Raw genomic sequence first — 21,770 nt, forward strand, 5'->3', positions numbered from 1 at the left:
GCGCCGCGCGAAATGCCGTCTGGTTCAGGTATTTCCCGCCCCAATTCCCCATGCAACCAGCGCTACGCCAATCCCGTTAAATTTTAACGCTAAACAGTAACCGAGACGCTGATTCAGCGGAACTGAGATTTGGTTCTTCAAGGCGCGATAGGCCTTGATGTCATTCATTTTTCTCACTTTTTTGGAGGCTGTGATGTTTTTGCTGCGTAATGTCGGGCGATCGCGACGAGTAGCGGTGGAAAATCGAAGCGCCCCTACGCAATTCGCAGCGTGCCTCGCAGCCCGGCATGAGATTGAAGAACGGGAGCTAGGCTTTCAGATCGCTGGTATTGCCGCCCTGGCCTTCATCGCATGGGCACCCATTAGGGTTAAATGCGCTCAGCCATTGCAGGACGCAACAGGAACCGGGATTTTGAGCCGTGAGCGGCGCACGGGCCGGTTCTTGACAGATTTTTAACTGTGCATTTTTTAACCGTGCAATCATGGCAGATTGCTGCAGTCTGAACGGATAAATTCGACATGGGCGTTGAAACGCGCGTCACCCTGATGGGTGGCCAAACATTCAAGCTGGTTTGCGAACAATGCGGCAGCCTGACGGTTGCGTTGCCGATCGAGGCCCAGCCGGATCCATGTTCCATTCTGAAATGTGGGCGGTGCGGCTCGCCGCGAGGAACGCTTCAGTCGCTGCGCGACACGTCAGTTCAGGCGGGCATTCGGCATCCGGTGTAGCGGCGCGTTAGCCGACAACCTGGAAAAATACGGGTAGGAGACCTAGTCAGCATTCGGCCAAGCGGGTAGGCTCGATCAAGAGGAGCTTCGGTTGGGCTGTCTGTGAGGCCGAGTACCCGAACACTGCGCTGGGGACGTGAGACCAAAACATAGAGTCGGCCGTAGCCAGGTGAGGTGGAGTTGATCGCCGGCGGGTTAGCCGTGTGAGTCCTGTTTTTTCGAAGCAGCTGGTAAATTCGCGCGAGGAGAGAAAGAAACATGCGAACGATCTGTGCGTCCGTGCTGGCGGCCGGCCTTTTGATTGCTACCAATGCCGATGCGGCGCCGCTTCTAAGCCATAGTCAGCCTGTCCCGGATTCGTTGATCACGGCCGCGAAGGTCATCTGCGACGAGGCGGGAAACTGCTATCGACCGAATGTGCGACGGCCCGTCGCCAGATGGGTTTATGGCGACAAGAATTTCTATGGACCGTACGCCGGACCTGGCAACTACGGTAATCCGCGGTATCGTTACAGCTGGTGGCCCTGGTACTGATCTTGTCTGCCGACATCATCGCTGCGTGGGGCCGTTAGCCTGCCGATAGCCAATGCAAGAACGTGGCGCAGCCGCAAATGAGTTGCGATGCCAGCAGCAAAACGGCCCATGAAACGAACAGGATTCGAATAACCATCCGTACGCTCTCGACCGGCTGCAGATCGCTGATTGGTCGGGCATAACGCGCCAGATTCGAAATTGTTCATCATCGTCGAGGCACGTGGGAAGCGCGACCTCGGAATTTCGCTTTGCTTTAACTCCTTGAAGCGCAGCGAGGCGCGCGCAAATATCAAGGCGATCGCCCGAAGACGGTCTCGGTATTGAGATTAATAGAAGCGGTTTAAATCATTATAGCGGGCCGAGCAGACGGACCCCATCGGATCAGGCGGGTGCGGACGCAGCCCCTATTTTTACTACAGATTATCTCCACAGACGGATTCATGTGGAACCCAAATTAAGTCTGCTCCGACCTATAAACGGTATCAAATCGCTGCTATAGCATGGCGGAATGCCGCCGGTACCGGTCCGCCAATAACTGCCGATGTTGCCAAGGCGTACGATCATTGGTTTTAAAGACAATCACGTTGTTCAATTATCATGGCTACTAAGATGAATGGTGCAGTCCCGCGAACCACGGGTTCTGGAGATGTCGGGTCAGGCGACAATTCCGATTTGGCCGGCATCCCTGAAGGCATGCGGCATGACCTGGAGTTCGATGGCATCGATTGGTCAAAAGCGGCGCCAGGTTGGGTTTCAATGTTTACGGGACTCTTTTTGCCGTTGCTTGCTCTCGCTTTGCTGGTTGTTTCCATCGATCTTGCTTTGGGTTGGTCGTTTGAAAGATGGGCCGGCCCTTCGGGCATGTCACCCTTGCTGCTTGCCGCGGTAATGCTTCCGCCGGCGCTGATAAGCGCTTTTGGCTGCTGCAAGCTTTTCCTCTACCTGAAAGATGCGACGCGGACGGCTGCGCGATCCGGCAAACGCGAGCGCGTTGTCTGAGTGGATTGATCGCCTGCTGCATCCGATCGCATATGCGGCTCGCGCGGGCTGTCAGGCATGAACTGCAACCTTCAATGCCTCGGCGCGGATCTCTTCGACGAGCCGTTCTTTCAGCCTGACGAATTCGGGCGCGGTCTTGATCTTGTAGGATCGCGGATGGGGTAGATCGACCGCGATCTCGGCCTTGATGCAGCCGGGACGTGCGCTCATCACGATGACGCGGCTGCCGAGGAAGATAGCCTCTTCGATATCGTGCGTGACGAACAGCACGGTCTTCTGGTCGCGTTCCCAGATCCCGAGCAGCATTTCTTGCATCAGCGCGCGGGTTTGATTGTCCAGCGCCCCGAACGGCTCGTCGAGCAACAGGATCTTGGGATCGTTGGCGAGGGCACGCGCGATGGCCGTGCGTTGCTGCATGCCTCCGGACAGTTGCTTCGGCCAGTGATTTTCAAATCCTGATAAACCGACCCGCTGGATGAACCCATCGGCGATCTTGCCGCGCTCCGCCTCGGAAATTCCGCTTTCGCGCAGGCCGAACGCGATGTTTTCGCGCACGGTCAGCCATGGGAACAGCGTGTACGACTGAAATACCATGCCGCGATCCGCGCCAGGTCCGGTTACCTCGAGCCCATCCAGGATGACGCGGCCGCTTGTCGGCCGGTCAAGGCCTGCGATGATGCGCAGCAGCGTGGATTTTCCGCAGCCCGACGGGCCGAGGATGGTGACGAAGTCGTTGTTGCCGACGCTGAGGTCGGTCGGTTCCAGCGCCCGCGTGGGCGCGTTGCCCTGGCGCGCAGGGAAGATACGAGTGACCTGATCGATCTTCAGCTTGGTCATGCCAGTTTCCACGGAAACAGCCAGGCGTTGAAAGCCTTGAACAGGAAGTCCGACACGAGGCCGATCAGCCCGATGACGATGATACCGAAGATGATCTGACCGGTATTGAGCAGAGCCTGGCTGTCGGTGATCATGTGGCCGATGCCCGACGATGAACCGATGAGCTCGGCGACGATGACGTAGGTCCACGCCCAGCCCAGGACGAGCCGAAGGATTTCCGCGATCTCGGGAGCAGACGAGGGCAGCAGCACGCGGCCGATGATGCCGCGGTCGCTGGCGCCCAGCGTGTAGGCTGCTTCAACGAGGTCACGCCGTGTGCTGCCGACGTTCACGGCGATCATCAAGATGATCTGGAACACCGAGCCGATAAAAATAACCAGCAGCTTCTGCAGCTCGCCGATGCCCGCCCACAGGATCAACAGCGGGATAAAGGCTGAGGCGGGCAGATAACGGGCAAACGAAACAAACGGCTCGAGAAAAGCCTCGATCGGCTTGTAAGCGCCCATCAGAACGCCTGTAGGCACCGCGATGATGGCCGCTAGCACGAAGCCGCCGACAACCCGCCAGATCGTCATGCCGATGTCGAACAGGAAGCCGTGCTTTGTCAGCAGTTCCCAACCTTCCTGCAGCATTGTCAGCGGGTTGGCGAGAAACGTTTTCGAAACGTAGCCGCCAAAAGTTGCCCATGCCCACAGGGCCACGAACAGAACAAAGAACGCAAAGCCATAGACCGTGCGCTGCGTCGATGTCACGGGATCAAGAGGACGTATCACAAGGCAGATTCCTCAAAGCGGTACGCTAATCATGGGAAGTCCCGCTCCCTCACGTGTGGGAAGCGGGACCGGCGCGATGCCGACCGAACCTACTTGATGTAGCTCGTGTCAACGAGGTCATCGATTTTCGGAATCGATTTGATGATGCCGATCTCGAGCAACAGGTCTGCGGCTTCCTTGGTAAAGGCCTGGAATTCGCCCGCGAAGAATTTCTGGTTCGCGGCCTTGTCCTGCCAGCGCAGATATTTTGCCGAATTGCCGAACTGCTCGCCGGACTGCTTCACATCGGAACCCATGATTTCGTAAGACTTGGCCTGGTCCTTTTCGATCAGGGCGACCGCCTCGAAATAGCTGTCGGCCAGCGCCTTCGCGGCCTTCGGGTTGTCGGTCAGGAATTTCGGCGTGCAGCCGAACGTGTCCCTGATCATCGGATAGTCGAGCGTGGTGGCGATGATCTTGCCCTTGTCCGGCGCGGCGCGCACCGTCGAGAGATAGGGCTCATAGGTCATGGCTGCGTCGTTCTGACCGGCCACGAATGCCTGCGCAGCCGCGGCTGGCTCCAGGTTCACCACTGTGACGTCCTTGACCGAGAGGCCGTTTTTCTTGAGCATCCAGGCCAGCGTGAAATAGGGAGCAGTGCCGGGTGCGGATGCGGCGACCGTCTTGCCCTTCAGATCCTTGATCGAGGCAACGTCGTTTCGCGTTGCCATGCCATCGGCGCCGTAACTTTTGTCGAGCTGGAAGATCTGCTTGGTGGCGACGCCATTGGCATTCCAGGAAATCCAGGTTTCGACCGTGGTCGCCGCGCACTGGATGTCACCTGAGGCAATGGCCAGATGCCGGTCCTTCTGCGGGATCTTCTTGATCGTAACATCGAGGCCGTTCTTCTTGAAGATGCCCGCCTGGTTGGCGAGCGTGAGCGGCGCAAACCCGGTCCATCCCGAGATGCCGATGCCGACCTTCACGTCTTGTGCGACGGCTGGCGCGGACACTAGAAGAGCGGCGGTTGCGGCGAATATTCTATAACTAAGCATGATTGTCTTCCTTCTGCCGGGTGTATGGATTGGATCCTGTTCGTCCTACTGCTGCATAAACTGCTGCATAAATTGTGCCGTACTTCACATGCATTGGTCTGCCTCTCAGCTGCCCTTGAAGCGGGCAACCAGTTTGTGAGATTCGCCTGGATAGAGCAGGCGCACAGCCGTCAGCGGCCGCGCGCTGCGCCAGGTATGCCGGTCGATCACCAGGCACGGTGCACCGATCGCTATGTCCAGCGCCGCCGCGGCCTGTTGGTCGGCCACAATGGCGCAGATCGAATGTTCGGCTTCCGTCCAGGGGACATGGTGAAGCAGCCACGAGCCGGGCGGCTCGGTCGCAAAATCCGCTGTAGCCGCCTCGGGCACGGCGTCGAGATCGATCAGCCTGTCCTCGATGGCGAAAGGTACATCATCCGCGCTGTGCCGGCACGCGATCGCGATCACCTTGCCGGTCTGCCGTGCCCCGAGACGGGTGCGGTCGGCGGCGGTCGCGGCGCGGCGCGAGCACTGGATCAACTCATAGCCATAGCTGCGGCCGAGCGCGGTGATCTCCGCGCGGATGTCGGCGATCTTGAGCACCGCCGAAAGGAACGTGGGACGGCGTACAAAGGTGCCGGCCTTTCGCCGCCGCTCGATCAGATCGGCTTGCGCCAGTTCCGACAGCGCCTTGCTCACCGTCATGCGCGAGCAGCGATAGCGCGCCATGAGCTCGTGCTCGAACGGGATGCGGTAACCCGGGGGCCATTCACCGGTCAGGATCCTCCGTTCGATGTCGAGCCGGATCTGCTTGTATAGCGTCGGCTTGTCGGCCGTTGGAAGCTTCTCGCGGTCCGCGGTGAGGCTCATGCCACGAGCCTCCGTACTGCCGCATTGAATGCATCGCGCGCCTGCCGGCGGAGGCGGTGACGTCCATTCTCGACGAGCTTGTTTCCGCCCGACCAGACACAGGCGACGGCACTCGAGCCCGCTGCAAAAATCCAGCCGTCTAGGACTGTATCCCCGCGACGCCCGGCGAGCGAGGGATGCGTGGTGTCGAGCGTCACGATGTCGGCACGTGCGCCAGCCTGGAGTCCGACCACCGGTTGCGCGAGCGCCTGGGCGCCGCCGGCGAGCGCTGCGTCGAATAGCGCGCGACCGGTTGAGACGCCGGGACCGCCGGACAACACATTGCGCTCGCGGTGTTTTAACCGCTGGCCATATTCGAGCTGACGCAATTCGTCGGTGACGCCGACCAGCACGTTGGAATCGGTGCCGACGCCGAACCGGCCGCTTGCGTCAAGGAATTCGCGGGTGGGAAAAATGCCGTCGCCGAGGCTCGCTTCAGTCACCGGGCAGAGCCCTGCGACCGCGCCGCTCCCGGCAAGCGCGGCGGTTTCCGTTGCGGTCATGTGGGTTGCGTGAATGAGGCACCAGCGCTGATTGACGGGCGCATGTTCGAGCAGCCACTCAACCGGCCGCCGCCTCGACCAGGCGATGCATTCATCGATTTCTTTTGTCTGTTCGGCGGCGTGAATGTGCACCGGTCCGCCTTCGGCCAGCGGTGCAATGGCTGTCAGTTCATCTGGCGTCACGGCCCGCAGGCTGTGCGGCGCGACGCCGACATTGGCGCCCGGCAGCGCGCAGATAGCCGTGCGCGTGGCGGCGGTCAGCCTGGCAAACTGGTCGACCGAGCAGATGAAACGGCGCTGGCCGGCATGCGGTGGCGCTCCACCGAACGATCCATGCGCGTAGAAACTCGGCAGTAATGTGAGCCCGATGCCGGTAACCTCGGCGGCCCGTGCAATTCGCGTCGCCATCTCCGCAGGGTTGGCGTAGGGTGCGCCATCGCGGTCGTGATGCAGATAATGGAATTCCCCGACGCGGGTATACCCATGCTCGAGCATCTCGACATAGAGCAGCGTTGCGACGGCTTCGGTGTCTTCCGGCGTCATCTCCAGCGCGAAGCGATACATCGCCTCGCGCCATGTCCAGAACGTATCCGCGGAATTGCCGCTCGTTTCGGCGAGCCCTGCCATGCCGCGCTGGAACGCGTGACTGTGTAGACTAGCTATTCCGGGAATTGCCAACGGGTGGCGTTCATCGTGCGGTCCCGGCGCCACACCGGCCGTAACCTTCGTGATGGTCTGATCCGTCACCACCACCTGCACGTCATCAGCCCAGCCCGAAGGGAGCAGTGCTGATCCGAAATGCAGAGTGGACATGTTTCAAAACCGGCTGGACAGAATACCACCACGATTTTATGTATAGACATATAGATACGTCAAGCTCCTGTCGCTGAGGAGAGCTGCATGGCCGAGCGCTTCGATCGAATCTGGCTCAACGCCCGGCTCGCCACGGTCCGGGCGGATCTACCCGGGCTCGGTGTGATCGAGGACGGCCTGATCGCTGCGCGCGACGGCCGCATCGCCTTCGCAGGCAGCCGTTCCAACTTTCCATCGGACGCCGATGCGGCCGAACGGATCGATTGTGCGGGGCGCTGGATCACGCCCGGACTGATCGATTGTCATACCCATCTGGTATTCGGCGGAAACCGCGCGCACGAGTTCGAATTGCGGCTGCAGGGCGCAAGCTACGAAGAGATCGCGCGCGCGGGCGGCGGCATTGTCTCGACGGTCGCAGCGACGCGGGCATCCAGCGAGGCCGAACTTGTTGCGGGAGCGCTGCCGAGGCTCGACGCCCTGATCGGCGAGGGCGTGACGACGCTGGAGATCAAATCCGGCTATGGGCTCAATACGGACACCGAGATGCGTCAGCTGTCGGCGGCGCGCGCGCTGGGCCGTAACCGACCGGTCACGATCCGCACGACGTTTCTTGGCGCGCACGCGCTGCCTCCGGAAGCGGAGGGCGAAAAGGATCGATACATCGATCTGGTTTGCCAGGACATGCTGCCGGCTGTGGTGAAAGCCGGCCTCGCCGACGCGGTTGATGGCTTCATGGAAGGCATCGCGTTTTCAGGCGAGCAAATGACGCGCGTGTTCCGCGCGGCCAAGGTGCTGGGATTGCCGGTCAAACTGCATGCGGATCAGTTGTCGAACCTCGGCGGCGCTGCGCTCGCCGCGGAATTCTCCGCCTTGTCCGCCGATCATCTGGAGCACACGGATGAGGCCAGTGTTGCCGCCATGGCGCGGGCAGGCACGGTAGCGGTGCTTCTGCCAGGTGCGTTCTACTTCATTCGCGAGACGAGGAAGCCGCCGATCGAACTGTTCCGCGCCCACGGCGTGAACATGGCGCTCGCGACCGATTGCAATCCCGGCAGCTCGCCGCTGACGTCGCTTCTGCTCGCCATGAACATGGGCGCGACGCTGTTCTGGATGACGGTCGCCGAATGCCTCGCCGGCGTGACCCGGGAAGGCGCACGTGCGCTGGGTATTCTCGATGAAACCGGCACGCTCGAGGCCGGCAAATATTGCGATCTCGCGATCTGGGATATCGACCGGCCTGCCGAGCTGATCTATCGGATGGGCTTCAACCCGCTGCACCGCCGGGTGTGGAGGGGGCGATGAGCGATCGGAACACATCCATAGTTGTTTCGCCCGAAAGGGTCGGCCTCGACGAGCTGGCGCAAGTGCTTGCAGGCGCTGCCGTCGTGCTCGATCCGTCATTCTGGCCGCGCGTCGAGGCAGCGTCGGCCATTGTTGCGCGGGCAGCGGGTGCGCAAGCGCCGGTTTACGGCGTCAATACCGGGTTCGGAAAACTGGCGTCGAAACGAATTCCTCCCGACCAGACCGCGCTGCTGCAGCGTAATCTCATCGTGTCGCATTGCTGCGGGGTAGGGGCCCCTACGCCCGAACCGATCGTGCGGTTGATGATGGCGCTGAAGATTATCTCGTTGGGACGAGGCGCCTCGGGCGTACGCCGCGAAATCATCGAGCAGCTCCAGGCCATGCTGGCGCGAGGCATTTATCCGCTGGTGCCGCAGCAGGGATCGGTGGGAGCGTCCGGCGATCTGGCGCCGCTCGCGCATATGACCGCCGTCATGATCGGCGAGGGGCAGGCGCTCGTCGATGGCAAGGTTTTGCCGGGCCTCGATGCACTGGCCGTCGCCGGTCTCACGCCGTTGACGCTAGGGCCGAAGGAAGGTCTTGCCCTGATCAACGGCACGCAGTTTTCAACGGCCTATGCCATTTCCGGGTTGTTGCGCGCCCATGGCCTCGCCTGCGCTGCGCTGGTGACGGGCGCGTTGTCGGTCGACGCTGCCATGGCGTCGACGGCCCCGTTCCGTCCGGAGGTTCAGCAATTGCGGGGGCATGCCGGGCAGATCGCGGCCGGCGCAGCGCTTACAGCGCTGCTCGAGGGTAGCGATATCCGCATGTCGCATCTGGAGGGCGACGAGCGCGTGCAGGATCCCTATTGCCTGCGTTGTCAGCCGCAGGTGGCCGGCGCCGCGCTCGACCTGCTGGTACAAGCCGCCCGCACGTTGACGATCGAGGCCAATGCCGTCACGGACAACCCGCTGGTGTTGGTTGAGTCCGGCGAAATCGTCTCCGGCGGAAACTTTCACGCCGAGCCGGTCGCCTTTGCTGCCGACCAGATCGCATTGGTGTTGTCCGAGATCGGCGCCATCAGCGAGCGGCGCATCGCGACCCTCGTCGATCCCGCGCTGAACTTCGGCCTGCCGCCGTTCCTGACTCCCGATCCCGGTCTCAACTCCGGCTTCATGATCGCCGAAGTCACGGCGGCCGCGCTCTATGCCGAGAACAAGCAACGCGCCACAGCTTGCTCGATCGATTCGACGCCGACCAGCGCCAATCAGGAAGATCATGTGTCGATGGCCGCGCACGCCGCGCGCCGGTTGTCTGACATGGCTGACAATCTTGCCGCCATTCTCGGCATCGAGCTGCTGGTTGCGGCGCAAGGCATCGGGTTGCGCGCGCCACATACGACCAGCCCTGCGCTTGCGGCGGTCATCGCGGTGTTGCGCGAGCAGGTGCCGGCGCTCGGTGGCGATCGCTACATGGCCGACGATCTCGCAAAGGCAACGACGCTGGTCGCAGCCGGCGCATTGCCGGCCACCGCGATTTCGGTGCTTGAGAGCAACCCGTTTCCAAGACTTGCCGAGAGAGGTCATCTGTCATGAACCGCCGACTGGACAACGACCGTACGATCCGCGCGCCCCGCGGGTCCGAGATCAGCGCCAAGAGCTGGTTGACGGAAGCGCCGCTCCGAATGCTGATGAACAATCTCGACCCTGATGTTGCCGAACGGCCGAGCGAACTCGTCGTTTACGGCGGCATCGGTCGCGCCGCGCGCGACTGGGAAAGTTTCGATCGTATCGTCACCTCGCTTCGCAAGCTCGAGGGCGACCAGACGCTGGTGGTCCAGTCAGGCAAGCCGGTCGGAATTTTCCGCACCCACGCCGATGCGCCGCGCGTGCTGATCGCGAACTCGAACCTGGTACCGCACTGGGCGACGCTCGATCACTTCAACGCCCTCGACAAGCAAGGGCTGATGATGTTCGGGCAGATGACAGCCGGATCGTGGATCTACATCGGCAGCCAGGGCATCGTGCAGGGGACGTACGAAACATTTGCCGAGGTGGGGCGGCGTCATTACGGCGGCAGCCTCGCGGGCAAGTGGATCCTGACCGCGGGTCTCGGTGGCATGGGTGGCGCCCAGCCGCTTGCCGCGACGATGGCCGGGGCATCGATGCTCGCGATCGAATGCCAGCCGAGCCGCATCGAGATGCGGTTGCGCACGGGCTACCTTGACCGGCAGGCGAGCACGCTTGACGAGGCGCTCACGATCATGGCGGAGGCAGCGGCGAGCAAGCAACCGGTCTCCGTCGGCCTGCTTGGCAATGCCGCCGATGTTTTTCCCGAGCTGGTGCGTCGCGGCGTCAGGCCGGACATCGTCACCGACCAGACCAGCGCGCACGATCCGATCAACGGCTATTTGCCGAAGGGATGGACGCTCGCTGAATGGGAATCGAAACGCCAGGACGATCCGAAAGCGGTTGAAGCCGCCGCCAAGACCTCGATGGTCGGCCATGTCCAGGCCATGCTGGATTTCCACGCACAGGGTATTCCCACGCTCGACTACGGCAACAACATCCGCCAGATGGCGAAGGACATGGGATTGAAAAACGCATTCGATTTTCCCGGCTTCGTTCCGGCCTACATTCGTCCGCTGTTCTGCCGCGGCGTCGGGCCGTTCCGATGGGCAGCGCTATCGGGCGACCCTGAGGATATCTTCCGGACCGATGCCAAGGTGAAGGAGCTGATGCCGGACGATAAACATCTTCATAACTGGCTCGACATGGCGAAGGCGCGTATCAGGTTTCAGGGGCTGCCGGCGCGGATCTGCTGGGTTGGCCTTGGCGATCGTCACCGGTTGGGCCTGGCGTTCAATGAAATGGTGGCGAGCGGCGAGCTGAAGGCACCGATCGTCATCGGCCGCGATCATCTCGACAGCGGCTCGGTGGCGAGCCCGAACCGCGAAACCGAAGCGATGCGCGATGGTTCGGATGCGGTGTCCGACTGGCCGCTGCTCAATGCGTTGCTCAACTGTGCCAGCGGGGCGACGTGGGTCTCGCTGCATCACGGCGGCGGTGTCGGCATAGGCTATTCGCAGCACGCCGGGATGGTGATTGTCGCCGACGGAACCCCGGAAGCTGCGCGCCGCATCGAGCGCGTGCTTTGGAACGATCCGGCGAGCGGGGTCATGCGCCATGCCGACGCGGGCTATGAAAGCGCGATTGCATGTGCTCGTGCCAACGGGATCGATCTGCCCAGCCTGGCGTTGTAGCGCACCGGAGAGTTTATGCCGCCGATGGCGTGCGCCGGGCTCGATGTTCCCTCAAGACAGCGAGAGAGGCCATGGTGAAACCGTTTCCGTCGAAGACCCACATCGGCAACCACGTGCTGCATCCCGAAACGCTGATGCTGAATTACGGCTACGATCCGCAACTGTCGGAAGGAGCCGTCAAACCACCGGTCTTCCTGACCTCGACCTTCGTCTTCAGGACCGCCGAAGACGGACAGGACTTCTTCGATTTCGTCTCGGGTCGGCGCGAGCCGCCCGAGGGGACAGGCGCGGGCCTGGTCTATTCGCGGTTCAATCATCCCAACAGCGAGATTGTCGAAGACAGGCTCGCCGTCTACGAGCGCGCGGAGTCCTGTGCGCTGTTCTCGTCCGGGATGTCGGCGATTGCGACCACGATTCTCGCGTTCGCGCGGCCGGGCGACGTGATCCTGCATTCGCAGCCGCTCTATGGCGGCACTGAAACGCTGCTTGCGAAAACGCTTGCCGGCTTCTCGATCGGCGCGGTGGGCTTTGCCGACGGCATCGACGAAGCCGCTGTCGAGCTGGCGGGGGACGACGCCATACGAAAGGGGCGGGTTGCGATGATTCTCATTGAAACCCCGGCAAATCCCACCAACGGCCTCGTCGATATCGCGATGGTCCGCCGCATCGCCGACAATATCGGCAAGGCGCAGGGCTACATGCCGATCGTCGCGTGTGACAATACGTTGCTCGGGCCGGTGTTCCAGCGGCCGATCGAACATGGCGCGGATCTGTCGTTGTACTCGCTGACCAAATATGTCGGCGGCCATTCCGACCTGATCGCCGGCGCTGCGCTCGGCTCAAAGGCTCTCATGAAAGACATCAAGGCGTTGCGAGGCGCGATCGGCACCCAACTTGATCCTCATTCCTGCTGGATGCTCGGCCGCTCGCTCGAAACGCTGAGCTTGCGGATGGAAAGGGCCAACCAGAATGCTCGGCTCGTGGCGGATTATTTGCGCGACCACGACAAGGTGGGGAGGGTTCACTACCTCGCTCATCACGACGAAGCCTCCCCCGCCGGCCGTCTGTTCGCAAGGCAATGCCTTGGCGCGGGATCCACGTTTTCGTTCGATATTGTCGGCGGCCAGGCCGCCGCATTCAAATTCCTGAACTCGCTGCAAATCTTCAAACTGGCGGTGAGCTTGGGCGGCACGGAGTCGCTTGCCAGTCTGCCGGCAAGCATGACCCACTCCGGCGTTCCGGTTGAGATCCGTCAAAAGATCGGCGTTCTCGACTCCACGATCCGACTATCGATCGGCATCGAGCACCCGTCTGATCTGATCGCGGATATTACGCAGGCTTTGAATGAGGCATAGCTGCATGGGTGCGCAATCAACCGAAAAGAGCCGGTCAACATGAAACCAGTATTCGCAGTGCCGCGCCGTGCCCTTGGCCGAACGCGGCTTCAGGTTTCGGTCCTAGGATTCGGAACCGCACCGCTTGGTGATCTCTACGTGCAACTGGATGACGGCACGGCCATCGATACGGTGAAACGCGCGTTCGAGCTGGGCATCAATCTCCTCGATACTTCTCCGCACTATGGCAACGGCCTTGCCGAACATCGTTGCGGCGCCGCGATCAGGCGCGTGCCGCGCCAGGACATCGTCGTTTGCACCAAGGTCGGTCGCTGGATGGACCCGTTTCACACGCGACGCGACGGCTCCGGCTTTGTGGGTGGGCTGCCGCACCGGGCAGTGTTCGATTATTCCTATGACGGCACCATGCGCTCGGTGGAACAGTCGCTGTTGCGGCTAGGGGCCGACCGGCTGGACCTGTTGCTGATCCACGACGTCGACGTCTGGACTCATGGCATCGACGCGATCGACGAGCGGTTTCGCGAAGCGATGGCTGGCGCGTACGTCGCGCTGGACCGGCTTCGCGGAGAGGGAGTTGTTGCGGGCATCGGGATCGGCGTGAACGAGGCCGAGATGTGTGTGCGTTTCGCGCAAGCCGGATCATTCGATACCATGCTGCTCGCCGGGCGCTATTCCCTGCTGGAGCAACCGGCGCTGGCGGAATTTCTGCCGCTTGCGCGGCAACAGGGAATCGGCGTGTTGCTCGGCGGCGTATTCAATTCCGGTATCCTGGCGACCGGCGCGGTGAGCGGTGCCAAATACAATTATAAGGATGCGCCACCTGAGATCCTGGCAAAGGTGGCGCAGATCGAAAGCGTCTGTGATGCGCATGACGTTGCCCTGCCAACCGCGGCGTTGCATTTTGCTCTCGGCCATCCGGCGGTGGCGAGCGTTGTGCTGGGGGGCCAGAGTCCGCAGGAGGTCGAGCGCAACGTCGCTGCGCTGTCCAGCAAGGTGCCAACCGCGCTTTGGGCCGATCTGAAGGCTGAGCGTCTGCTGGATGCGGAGGCGCCCGTTCCGCAGTCGGTAGCCGGCTGATGCGGATCGATGCGCATCATCATTTGTGGAGCCTCGCCCGGGCCGATTATGGTTGGCTGACGCCCGCGCTCGCACCGATCTATCGTGACTTTTCCCTTTCGGACCTGGCGCCGCACCTCGCCGCCGCTGACATCCAGGGGACGATTTTGGTGCAGGCTGCACCGACCGAGGCGGAGACCATGTTTCTGCTCGACATCGCGGCGAAGGCGCAGGTGGTGCGGGGCGTGGTCGGCTGGACGGACTTTGACGCAGCCGACGGCGGGGCGCGCATTGATGCACTCGCCGCGCACAAACTCCTGGTTGGACTGCGGCCGATGGTGCAGGACATTCCCGATGACGATTGGCTGGTTCGCCCTGCCATGGCACCGCTGTTGGCGGCGATGACCCGAAACAGGCTGGTGTTCGACGCGCTGGTGCTGCCGCGCCACTTGCCGCGACTGCTGCGGGTCGTTGACGATCATCCTGAGCTGCAGTTCGTGCTGGACCATTGCGCCAAGCCGCGGCTTGCAACCGGCGAGCTCGCGATCTGGCAGGGTGATATCGTATCGCTCGCCGAACGCCCCAACATCGTCTGCAAGCTATCGGGTTTGGCAACCGAGGCCGCACCAGACTGGCAAATTGCGGATCTACGGAAAGCCGTGGATCATGTCGTCGCGTGCTTCGGGCCATATCGCCTGCTATGGGGAAGCGACTGGCCGGTGGTCAATCTGGCGGGCGGCTATGAAGAATGGTTTGCCGCCACCGAAACCCTGCTGGCTGATCTGCTAGCGGATGAAAAGGCCGCTGTCTTCGGCGGTAACGCGGCGCGCATCTATCTCTCGAGCCGGGGACGGAATGTTGAAGCCAATTGATCGCCTGCGCGACGATGATCCTCGCGGAGATTGCCGAGGTTCTAGTGGCGCTGGGCATGTCTCGTTTCGTTCCCGACGAGTTTCGCGAGCTCGCCGAAAAGGACCAGTGACCGTCATCCACGCTTCGCGGGATGGACATTGAGCGCTGCGCGCTTTGATTGTGCAACGACGCGCCTTCTCTCCTCTCGGTGCGAACAACGAGATCGTGAATCGAGTCCCGTGAGATACTGCCGATCATTTCTGACACGAAGCCGACCAACGTCCTCATGAGGTGCGCGCCCGTGTCCCGCACTGGCGTGGTTGCGCGAGATAATGACCGACGTTGCTTCCGAAGTTGACTGGACTCCGGCTGCACAAATGAGGGTTGGGTAAAGGTGCGGTGCCAGTACTCGAACCTCGCGCTTCCCTGGGTCGGTCCGCCAACGCGCTCTCGCGGCCGTTCGCGGAATGAGCGATCACGGAATGCAGGCGCGTCGAGAGGTCGGACATTGCTGCGTCTGTATTTCAGTCCACCGGGGCAAGAACGATCCACGTCCCGTACAAAAGCCGGCATTCGGATTGAGTGACCTGCCGCGAGAGGGCGCGAACACGTCTATTTGGCTGCGACGGCGCTCTCCTTGGCCACTTCGGCGAGCAGACTGCGTGCCCATTTGTGGAGACCCGACTTGGCGGTTCTCGCGCTCCAGTACATGTCGATGCTGATCGGAACGCGGAAGGGCAGGGGAGCGATATGCAAACCACCCTGCATGGCACGCGCCAAATGATGTGGGATGGCCGCGATGAGGCTGGTGCCGGGAATAATGCGCTCCAGGCTGTCATGACTGGGCAGCGTGACCGCCGGCTCCAGCACGATTCCCTTGGCCTTGAGGACATCGATGTAGAGCGGTTGCCATTCACCGTTGTGGGTTACGAACACATGTTCCGCCTTGCAATAGGCTGAAAGCGTGATCCGGCCGCGGGCGAGAGCATTGGCGGGATCCATCACGCAAACGTAATGGTCAGTGAGGATGTGTCGGCGATAAAAGTTCGCGCCGACGATCCCAACCGGACCAAGGACGATGTCACACTGGTTTTATTTGAGGTGGACATTGCCGTGTCCCGCCGCGTCAAGCAGCACGAGCCGCGCGTGCGGCGCCGCGGCTCGCAGTCTGGCGCTGAACTGCGGGATCAGAGTCTGCCGTTCGTGATGGTTGCAGGAAATTGTCACGGCGCCCCTCGCGACTGCCGGATCGAACTCCGCAGGCGAGGCAAGTCCCTCGATTTCTCCAATCGTCTCTCGAGCCCAATGCACCAGAGCCGCGCACCGCTCGGTTGGGGTGACGCCGTTGCCCTGGCGAACGAAAAGCGGGTCTTGAAAGGCGCCGCGCAATCGTTCGACCGTATAACTGATCGTAGACTGGTTGACGTTGAGCCGCTCCGCTGCCGAAGAGAACGATTGCAGGTCGTAGACCAGGACGAGCGTGCGCAACGCCCCGATGTCGACCGGGTCAACGGTATTGATCGTCACGGCTCTGCCTCCAGCACGTTCCTCGGCCTGTCAACCTAGCACAGGTTATGCAATATTTCGATAAGCTCCATTCAGCCCATCGAATTGAAGGGTTGCAGTGCGCCCGATAGCCTCCTTGCAAGCCAGAATGTTCCAGGGAGGAGGGAAGATGGCGAGCGCCGCACCTGTCATCACCGATGTCACCTACGAGGATCTGCTTGCGGATCCTTATCCCATCTTCCGGCGCATTCGCGACACGGCCCCGGCCGTCTTCGTGGCGGCGGCAAACCTGACTCTTGTCACGCGCTTCGATGACATCATGAGAATCGAGCGCGATTCCGCAACTTATTCATCGGTCAATCCGGCTTCGCTGGTCAACAAGGTGATGGGACCGACCTTCATGCGCAAGGACGGTGCCGAACACTCCGCCGGTCGCAAGGCGGTCGAGCCTGCCTTCCGGCCCGGCATTATCAAAGAACACTGGGCGCCGAAATTCGCCGCGATCTGCGAACGGCTGATCGACAAGCTCATTGAGGCTGATGAGGCGGACCTCTATTCGGCGCTCGCCGCGCCGATGGCTTCGCTCAGCTTGATGGAGATGATCGGCTTCAAGGAGATTCCGTGGGAGACGTTGGCATTGTGGTCTCAATCGCTGATCGATGGCGCAGGCAACTACTCACGCGATGCCGATATCGAGCGGAAGGCGATGGAAGCGGGGGCCGGAATTGATGCGGCGATCGAGGCGGTGCTCGACCATCACCGCGCATATCCGAACCCCTCGATATTGTCGGCCATGGTGCATGCGGATCCACCAATGCCCATCGAGGAGATCCGGGCCAATATCAAGGTGATTATCGGCGGCGGGCTCAATGAACCGCGTGACGCGATTCTCACGCTGACTCTCGGACTGCTCGCAAATCCCGCTCAAAAGCAGAGCGTCCTCGACAAACCGGAGTTCTGGCCCGTCGCGTTTGAAGAGGCGGTGCGCTGGATCTCGCCGATTGGCATGTATCCGCGCCGCGTCGCCAGCGAGGCCGATCTCTCCGGCGTGACGCTTCCGGAAGGCCTGCAGATCGGGCTCTGCGTCGGCGCGGCGAATCGGGACGACAGGCGCTTCGCCGATCCGGACCTGTTCGACATTTTCCGACCCAGGCAATCGCATCTGGCCTTTGGCGCCGGACCACATTTCTGCGCCGGCACCTGGGTCTCGCGGCAGACCGTCGGCAGGATCGTGGTGCCAATGCTGTTCGAACGCCTCGCCAATCTTCGGCTGAGTGATGATGCGCCGCCGTTTGTTCGGGGTTGGGTGTTCCGCGGGCCGGTGTCGCTGCCTGTCCGTTGGGACGCATGAGAGAGCAACAATGCCGAATATCATTTTCATTGGCGCGGACGGCGCCTCCCACCAGGTCGCCGCCCCCACTGGCCAATCGGTGATGGAGGCGGCACTCGGCGCTGGCGTGAGTGGCATCGTGGCCGAGTGCAATGGCGCGGCCGCCTGTGCCACATGCCATTGTTACTTCGACCTAGCCTACGCGGGCTGCTCTGGCGAAGTCGGCGAACACGAGGACGAGATGCTCGATTTTGCGGCCTCGGAGCGCACGGCCGAAAGTCGCCTGAGTTGCCAGGTGCGCGTCGTGGCGGAGATGGAAGGCATGACGGTACGCGTGCCATCCGCGCAATGAGCGGAAGCTCGTCGCCTCGAAACTGCGCGCTCGTGCTCCTTGGCAAAATCGTTCTAATTGGCGACGAGCCGATCGCCTCAAGCGAGCCGGCTCAGGCAACCAGCCTTGAGCGCAATTCGCGCAGCAGCCCTTCGGCCTGCCGAACATCGGCGGCGGTGCCGAACACCATATGGTCGGGACGGACGAGAACAGCGCGCGCCCCTTTCGCCGAAAGCCAATTGGCAAGCAGGCCGTCCTCTTCCATTAGCGACGCCCGTTCGGACGGGCTCTGCGCAATTCGATGTACGGCTACGCCCAATTCCCGCGCCTGCCCGAGGAGCGCGGGAGGCGCATCTATATCTCCCGCGAGCAGAACAACGAACCCGCCGGGAAGCATGTCATCGAGACGAGCGCGCCTGCCGGAAGAAACGACCCAAGGTTGAGGACACGGCTCTCCGGCGCCCGGCGAAGACGATCCGTTGGCGCCACGGCCGACGAGGCCGTGGCGGATCGGCGGAAACAGGTTCTGGCGGATCTGGACTCCTTGTCCGGCTTCCATCGCCGCAATCAGTTCGGCATCGCGTGCGCGGGCCTTTTCCGGATCCAGTTCGCAGATGACGCGACCGAGCCGCTTCGCAATTTCGATCACTTCCCGCACCAAAGGCCGGCGCTCTGCCTCGTAGGTATCGAGCAGGCGCTCCGAACCATCCCGAAGCACATGGGCCAGCTTCCATGAAAGATTGGCGGTATCCTTGATGCCCTGCACCATGCCCTGTGCAAGAAAGGGCGGCATCATGTGGCAGGCGTCGCCCGCCAGAAAGACGTTACCCATCCGCCATCTCTCGGCAACCAAAGCGTGGAAGGTGTAGGTAGCGGAACGCCACAGGCGCGCCTGATCCTGTCGCAGCCACGGGGAGAGTAGTTCCCAGATGCGTGTCTCACGATTGACCTCGTCCGCGTTCTCACCCGGCAGGATCATGAACTCCCAACGTCGCAGCCGTCCAGGCCCTACGACATAGGTGTGCGGTCGCGCCGGACTACAGAACTGTATGTTCGTCTGCGGAAGCGACGCATGTTCGTCCTCGACGATCATGTCCACCACCAGCCAAGGCTCGTGAAAATCGAGATCCTCGAAGCCAATGTCGAGACTGCGGCGGACGAAGCTGTTTCCGCCGTCGCAACCCACGCCGAAACGCGGGGCCCGTCGCGTGATCTCCCCTGTCGCTTTATCCCTGAACGTCAGAATTGGCTTATGGGGGTCTTTCAGCTCGACCAACTCAAGCCCGGTGCGCAGCGTGAGGGTAGGGAATTTTGCCGCATTTTCGCGCAGCACGCGCTCGAGCTGGGGCTGCAAGAATGTGAGATAGGGCGGCCACGCGAGTGGATACGGCTCCGGCGGAGATTCGAACCGCCGCAGCAGAACGCCCTGCGCAGAACGGTATTCAGAGGGGCGGTAGTCGCCGATCGCCTCCACGAGGGCATCGGTCGCGCCGATACTCTGGAAGATGCGCATCACCTCGTGGTCCATGCCGATTGCGCGAGGGAGGCTATAGACTTCGCTGGCCGCGTCGACGCCCTCGACCCTGATCCCCTGGGAAGCCAGCAGATTGCAGAGGGTGATGCCGACCGGTCCGAGCCCGACCACGACGACCTCAGGTGCATCGGCTGAAGACAATCGAACCCTCCCTCTTTCTTCCGATAGAGATCATTGCTACGCGCGATGCGACCAGCGGCAGCCAGAGAAGCCACAACGATAACGAGAGCGCCTGCCCAAGCGACCGGCGACACCGCTCGCTTGCGGCCGGAGGCCCTGAGTGTTTGGTCAGACGCTCAGGGCGTCACGCCGCGCCGGCGCCCAACAGGATGAAGGCAAGCGTGGCGGGCTTGTCTCCCGGATTGCGCCAGGCATGGCGCGCACCCTGTTGGACAACGGTATCCCCCTGCTTGAGCTGGACGGTTACACCATCGTCGAGCTCCAGCACGATCTCACCGTCGATCACGCAGACATAGTCCACGGTTGGCGTGGTGTGCATGCCGGGATTATCCATCTCGAAGGTCTCGGCGATTCCGGGCGCCGCCGCGGCATGCTCGGGGCCGGCGAGCGCCGGGTTGAACTCCGGCGACATCATGACACGGTCCGGAGGAAAGGTGACGACGAGGAAGGTCGACCCGCCCGGCCCCGGCAGCAAACTGCTGTCCGGAATGGACATCGGATCCTTGCCGTCCGCCAGCGACGGCTTGGCCATCCAGATCGGCGCAGAAACGAAGCCCGGAGTATGCTTGAGGGCCATCTCGCGGGGGGAAGTGCCATCGCTCACCACCACCGATTTTCCGGCGGCGTTCTTGGCCGTGACGACGCGTCTGAAGCTCATGTTTCCTCTCCTTGGCTGTCCGTTCACGGATAGATGACGAAGTTGGAGAAACCGCCGTGGCGCTGCGCGATGCCGGAAATAGCTTCGTTCACTTCGGAGAGCTTGCGGCCTTGCGTCTCGAGCATCGACAGGTTCACCGCGCCCGCGGCAACGAGGTCGGCCATTTCCTGTCCTTCCTGCGTGGTGAACCAGGCGGAGCCATAGAGGCGCTGGTTGTGGTCCATCAGCCAATGGACGTCGACCGCGACCGGTCCCATCACCGCTCCGATGTCTACCGCGATGCCGCCACGGCGCAGGCTGCGAAGGCCTTGCAGGAACGTCTCGTGCAAGGCGCCCGGCCCAAGACAATCCAGGAAGGCGTCTACGCCTTCACCGTCAGTATGCTTCATGACGAAATCGGTGACGCTGCCGTCGTCTATCGAGAACACTTCGATGCGCGAGGGCGCAAGGGCCTTGACTTCCTCCAGCAGCTTGCGGTCGCGGCCGGTGCCGAGGATCTTCTTGACGCCCATGGCCGGACCGAAGATCGCCGCGGCGATGCCGAGCGTGCCGCTGATGCCGTTGACGAGAATCGTATCGCCCGGACCGGCATTGGCCTTCTTCAGCGCCGAATAGACCGTGCCGAGATAGCCGAGCCGCGCGGCCTGTTCGTAGGTCATGTTGTCGGGGATCTTCACGATCGCGGAGGCGGGAGCGACGGTGTATTCGCTCAACCCTCCGATCGGGTAATCGGCAAAGGTCTGCAGCGCATCTTCGCTAAAGCCGAAATAGCCCTGAAACGCATAGTGCTTGCAGGAGATGGAATCGCCACGCCTGCAATGACGGCAAGTGCCGCATGAGCGCCCGGGATTGACGTAGACGCGGTCGCCCGGTTTCAGTCCGTGTACCTGCCGGCCCACCGCGGCGATTTCGCCGGCCGGGTCCAGCCCGAACACCGCGGGAAGCGGCGGCTGCGGCATGTGGGGAAACCAGGTCGGCCAGTTGGCGAGGATGTTGCCGAGGTTCGGCACGATCCCGCAGGCCTTCACCCGGACCAGGACATCCATGTCGCCTGGTTTGGGTGTCGGAAGTTTTTCCAGCTTCAACTCGCCGCCAACCGTGTGCATCCGGGCAGCGGTCATCGTTTCAGACACGACCATTTATTCCTCCCTTTTGTGACTTGAACGCAGGCTTGGCGCCGGCTGTCCCTTGCGCACTGTCGCACTAAATTTCGAAAATGCAATGTCTTTTCGTAATATTGTAGGCAGCGCGATGCAGCACGGCGAGCGCGCAGCCGAGTTACCGTCAGGACGGCTTTACATCGATAGAAGGAGTG

The 21,770-nt window shown here is 62.0% G+C and carries 21 protein-coding genes; 9 read left to right on the forward strand and 12 right to left on the reverse strand.

All coding sequences use genetic code 11. The features are described 5' to 3' along the window. Positions 1 to 24: 24 nt before the first annotated feature. Positions 25 to 168 carry a hypothetical protein gene (locus V1279_RS06775; RefSeq protein WP_334433684.1) on the reverse strand — a complete coding sequence of 48 codons (144 nt, stop codon included), beginning with the start codon at positions 166 to 168 and terminating at the stop codon, positions 25 to 27. A 1,070-nt stretch (positions 169 to 1,238) separates the two neighbouring features. Further along, complete coding sequence (locus V1279_RS06780) at positions 1,239 to 1,556, reverse strand: hypothetical protein (protein WP_334433686.1); 318 nt, start codon at positions 1,554 to 1,556, stop codon at positions 1,239 to 1,241. A 316-nt stretch (positions 1,557 to 1,872) separates the two neighbouring features. On the opposite strand from V1279_RS06780, the gene V1279_RS06785 reads away from it, so the two are divergent. Continuing rightward, complete coding sequence (locus V1279_RS06785; protein ID WP_334433688.1) at positions 1,873 to 2,262, forward strand: hypothetical protein; 390 nt, start codon at positions 1,873 to 1,875, stop codon at positions 2,260 to 2,262. 51 nt (positions 2,263 to 2,313) lie between these two features. Here V1279_RS06785 and V1279_RS06790 read toward each other — a convergent pair whose 3' ends face one another. The 5 genes from V1279_RS06790 to V1279_RS06810 all read right to left on the reverse strand — a co-directional run bounded on the left by V1279_RS06790 (position 2,314) and on the right by V1279_RS06810 (position 7,110). Further along, the gene (locus tag V1279_RS06790; protein WP_334433691.1) at positions 2,314 to 3,099 is read right to left on the reverse strand and encodes an ABC transporter ATP-binding protein; all 786 of its coding nucleotides are present in this window, start codon (positions 3,097 to 3,099) and stop codon (positions 2,314 to 2,316) included. Beyond that, positions 3,096 to 3,869, reverse strand: a complete 774-nt coding sequence (locus tag V1279_RS06795; RefSeq protein WP_334446242.1) for an ABC transporter permease — start codon at positions 3,867 to 3,869, stop codon at positions 3,096 to 3,098. Before V1279_RS06795 ends, V1279_RS06790 begins: the two co-directional genes overlap by 4 nt. A gap of 92 nt (positions 3,870 to 3,961) precedes the next feature. After that, positions 3,962 to 4,906 (reverse strand): ABC transporter substrate-binding protein, encoded by a 945-nt coding sequence (locus V1279_RS06800; protein WP_334433693.1) that lies wholly within the window; start codon positions 4,904 to 4,906, stop codon positions 3,962 to 3,964. Between the two features lie 105 nt (positions 4,907 to 5,011). Beyond that, on the reverse strand, positions 5,012 to 5,755 hold the full coding sequence (gene hutC / locus V1279_RS06805; protein ID WP_334433695.1) for a histidine utilization repressor: 744 nt from the start codon (positions 5,753 to 5,755) through the stop codon (positions 5,012 to 5,014). Then, on the reverse strand, positions 5,752 to 7,110 hold the full coding sequence (locus V1279_RS06810) for a formimidoylglutamate deiminase (RefSeq protein WP_334433697.1): 1,359 nt from the start codon (positions 7,108 to 7,110) through the stop codon (positions 5,752 to 5,754). The genes hutC and V1279_RS06810 overlap by 4 nt, the downstream gene beginning before the upstream one ends. A gap of 87 nt (positions 7,111 to 7,197) precedes the next feature. Here V1279_RS06810 and hutI point away from each other — a divergent pair, with 87 nt between their 5' ends. The 6 genes from hutI (at position 7,198) to V1279_RS06840 (ending at position 14,936) form a co-directional block, all read left to right on the forward strand. Then, entirely contained in the window at positions 7,198 to 8,412 is a 1,215-nt protein-coding gene (hutI, locus tag V1279_RS06815; protein ID WP_334433699.1) for an imidazolonepropionase, read from the forward strand. Then, positions 8,409 to 9,986, forward strand: coding sequence for a histidine ammonia-lyase (gene hutH, locus V1279_RS06820; RefSeq protein WP_334433701.1), 1,578 nt, complete (start codon positions 8,409 to 8,411; stop codon positions 9,984 to 9,986). The genes hutI and hutH overlap by 4 nt, the downstream gene beginning before the upstream one ends. Continuing rightward, positions 9,983 to 11,653, forward strand: a complete 1,671-nt coding sequence (gene hutU, locus V1279_RS06825) for a urocanate hydratase (RefSeq protein ID WP_334433703.1) — start codon at positions 9,983 to 9,985, stop codon at positions 11,651 to 11,653. Before hutH ends, hutU begins: the two co-directional genes overlap by 4 nt. Positions 11,654 to 11,724: 71 nt before the next feature. Beyond that, positions 11,725 to 13,008, forward strand: coding sequence for a cystathionine gamma-synthase family protein (locus V1279_RS06830; protein ID WP_334433705.1), 1,284 nt, complete (start codon positions 11,725 to 11,727; stop codon positions 13,006 to 13,008). Positions 13,009 to 13,047: 39 nt separating this feature from the next. Then, entirely contained in the window at positions 13,048 to 14,085 is a 1,038-nt protein-coding gene (locus V1279_RS06835; protein WP_334433707.1) for an aldo/keto reductase, read from the forward strand. Beyond that, complete coding sequence (locus V1279_RS06840) at positions 14,085 to 14,936, forward strand: amidohydrolase family protein (RefSeq protein WP_334433709.1); 852 nt, start codon at positions 14,085 to 14,087, stop codon at positions 14,934 to 14,936. Before V1279_RS06835 ends, V1279_RS06840 begins: the two co-directional genes overlap by 1 nt. A 592-nt stretch (positions 14,937 to 15,528) precedes the next feature. Here the strand turns inward: V1279_RS06840 and V1279_RS06845 are convergent. Beyond that, complete coding sequence (locus V1279_RS06845; protein WP_334446243.1) at positions 15,529 to 15,996, reverse strand: LysR substrate-binding domain-containing protein; 468 nt, start codon at positions 15,994 to 15,996, stop codon at positions 15,529 to 15,531. 12 nt (positions 15,997 to 16,008) lie between these two features. Further along, a complete protein-coding gene (locus tag V1279_RS06850; RefSeq protein WP_334433711.1) occupies positions 16,009 to 16,443 on the reverse strand; it encodes a LysR family transcriptional regulator in 435 nt (144 codons plus the stop codon). 148 nt (positions 16,444 to 16,591) lie between these two features. On the opposite strand from V1279_RS06850, the gene V1279_RS06855 reads away from it, so the two are divergent. Both V1279_RS06855 and V1279_RS06860 read left to right on the forward strand, forming a co-directional pair. Further along, complete coding sequence (locus V1279_RS06855) at positions 16,592 to 17,773, forward strand: cytochrome P450 (RefSeq protein WP_334433713.1); 1,182 nt, start codon at positions 16,592 to 16,594, stop codon at positions 17,771 to 17,773. A 10-nt stretch (positions 17,774 to 17,783) separates the two neighbouring features. Next, positions 17,784 to 18,104: a 2Fe-2S iron-sulfur cluster-binding protein gene (locus V1279_RS06860; protein WP_334433715.1), complete on the forward strand. Its 321-nt coding sequence runs from the start codon at positions 17,784 to 17,786 to the stop codon at positions 18,102 to 18,104. 91 nt (positions 18,105 to 18,195) lie between these two features. Here V1279_RS06860 and V1279_RS06865 read toward each other — a convergent pair whose 3' ends face one another. From V1279_RS06865 to V1279_RS06875, 3 genes are all read right to left on the reverse strand, one after another. After that, a complete protein-coding gene (locus tag V1279_RS06865; RefSeq protein WP_334433717.1) occupies positions 18,196 to 19,758 on the reverse strand; it encodes a bifunctional 3-(3-hydroxy-phenyl)propionate/3-hydroxycinnamic acid hydroxylase in 1,563 nt (520 codons plus the stop codon). 163 nt (positions 19,759 to 19,921) lie between these two features. Then, on the reverse strand, positions 19,922 to 20,455 hold the full coding sequence (locus V1279_RS06870; RefSeq protein WP_334433719.1) for a cupin domain-containing protein: 534 nt from the start codon (positions 20,453 to 20,455) through the stop codon (positions 19,922 to 19,924). A gap of 23 nt (positions 20,456 to 20,478) precedes the next feature. Continuing rightward, complete coding sequence (locus V1279_RS06875; protein WP_334433721.1) at positions 20,479 to 21,594, reverse strand: alcohol dehydrogenase catalytic domain-containing protein; 1,116 nt, start codon at positions 21,592 to 21,594, stop codon at positions 20,479 to 20,481. Positions 21,595 to 21,770 lie beyond the last annotated feature (176 nt).

Source organism: Bradyrhizobium sp. AZCC 1610, assembly GCF_036924515.1.
Classification (GTDB): Bacteria; Pseudomonadota; Alphaproteobacteria; order Rhizobiales; family Xanthobacteraceae; genus Bradyrhizobium.

Bases quoted from the DNA above. Each gene is read 5' to 3' on its own strand.
- V1279_RS06840 (WP_334433709.1), top strand. From the start codon at position 14,085: ATGCGGATCGATGCGCATCATCATTTGTGGAGCCTCGCCCGGGCCGAT.
- V1279_RS06870 (WP_334433719.1), bottom strand. From the start codon at position 20,455: ATGAGCTTCAGACGCGTCGTCACGGCCAAGAACGCCGCCGGAAAATCG.
- hutC (WP_334433695.1), bottom strand. From the start codon at position 5,755: ATGAGCCTCACCGCGGACCGCGAGAAGCTTCCAACGGCCGACAAGCCG.
- V1279_RS06855 (WP_334433713.1), top strand. From the start codon at position 16,592: ATGGCGAGCGCCGCACCTGTCATCACCGATGTCACCTACGAGGATCTG.
- hutH (WP_334433701.1), top strand. From the start codon at position 8,409: ATGAGCGATCGGAACACATCCATAGTTGTTTCGCCCGAAAGGGTCGGC.
- V1279_RS06875 (WP_334433721.1), bottom strand. From the start codon at position 21,594: ATGGTCGTGTCTGAAACGATGACCGCTGCCCGGATGCACACGGTTGGC.
- V1279_RS06800 (WP_334433693.1), bottom strand. From the start codon at position 4,906: ATGCTTAGTTATAGAATATTCGCCGCAACCGCCGCTCTTCTAGTGTCC.
- V1279_RS06785 (WP_334433688.1), top strand. From the start codon at position 1,873: ATGAATGGTGCAGTCCCGCGAACCACGGGTTCTGGAGATGTCGGGTCA.
- V1279_RS06860 (WP_334433715.1), top strand. From the start codon at position 17,784: ATGCCGAATATCATTTTCATTGGCGCGGACGGCGCCTCCCACCAGGTC.
- hutI (WP_334433699.1), top strand. From the start codon at position 7,198: ATGGCCGAGCGCTTCGATCGAATCTGGCTCAACGCCCGGCTCGCCACG.
- V1279_RS06775 (WP_334433684.1), bottom strand. From the start codon at position 168: ATGAATGACATCAAGGCCTATCGCGCCTTGAAGAACCAAATCTCAGTT.
- V1279_RS06830 (WP_334433705.1), top strand. From the start codon at position 11,725: ATGGTGAAACCGTTTCCGTCGAAGACCCACATCGGCAACCACGTGCTG.
- hutU (WP_334433703.1), top strand. From the start codon at position 9,983: ATGAACCGCCGACTGGACAACGACCGTACGATCCGCGCGCCCCGCGGG.
- V1279_RS06790 (WP_334433691.1), bottom strand. From the start codon at position 3,099: ATGACCAAGCTGAAGATCGATCAGGTCACTCGTATCTTCCCTGCGCGC.
- V1279_RS06835 (WP_334433707.1), top strand. From the start codon at position 13,048: ATGAAACCAGTATTCGCAGTGCCGCGCCGTGCCCTTGGCCGAACGCGG.
- V1279_RS06810 (WP_334433697.1), bottom strand. From the start codon at position 7,110: ATGTCCACTCTGCATTTCGGATCAGCACTGCTCCCTTCGGGCTGGGCT.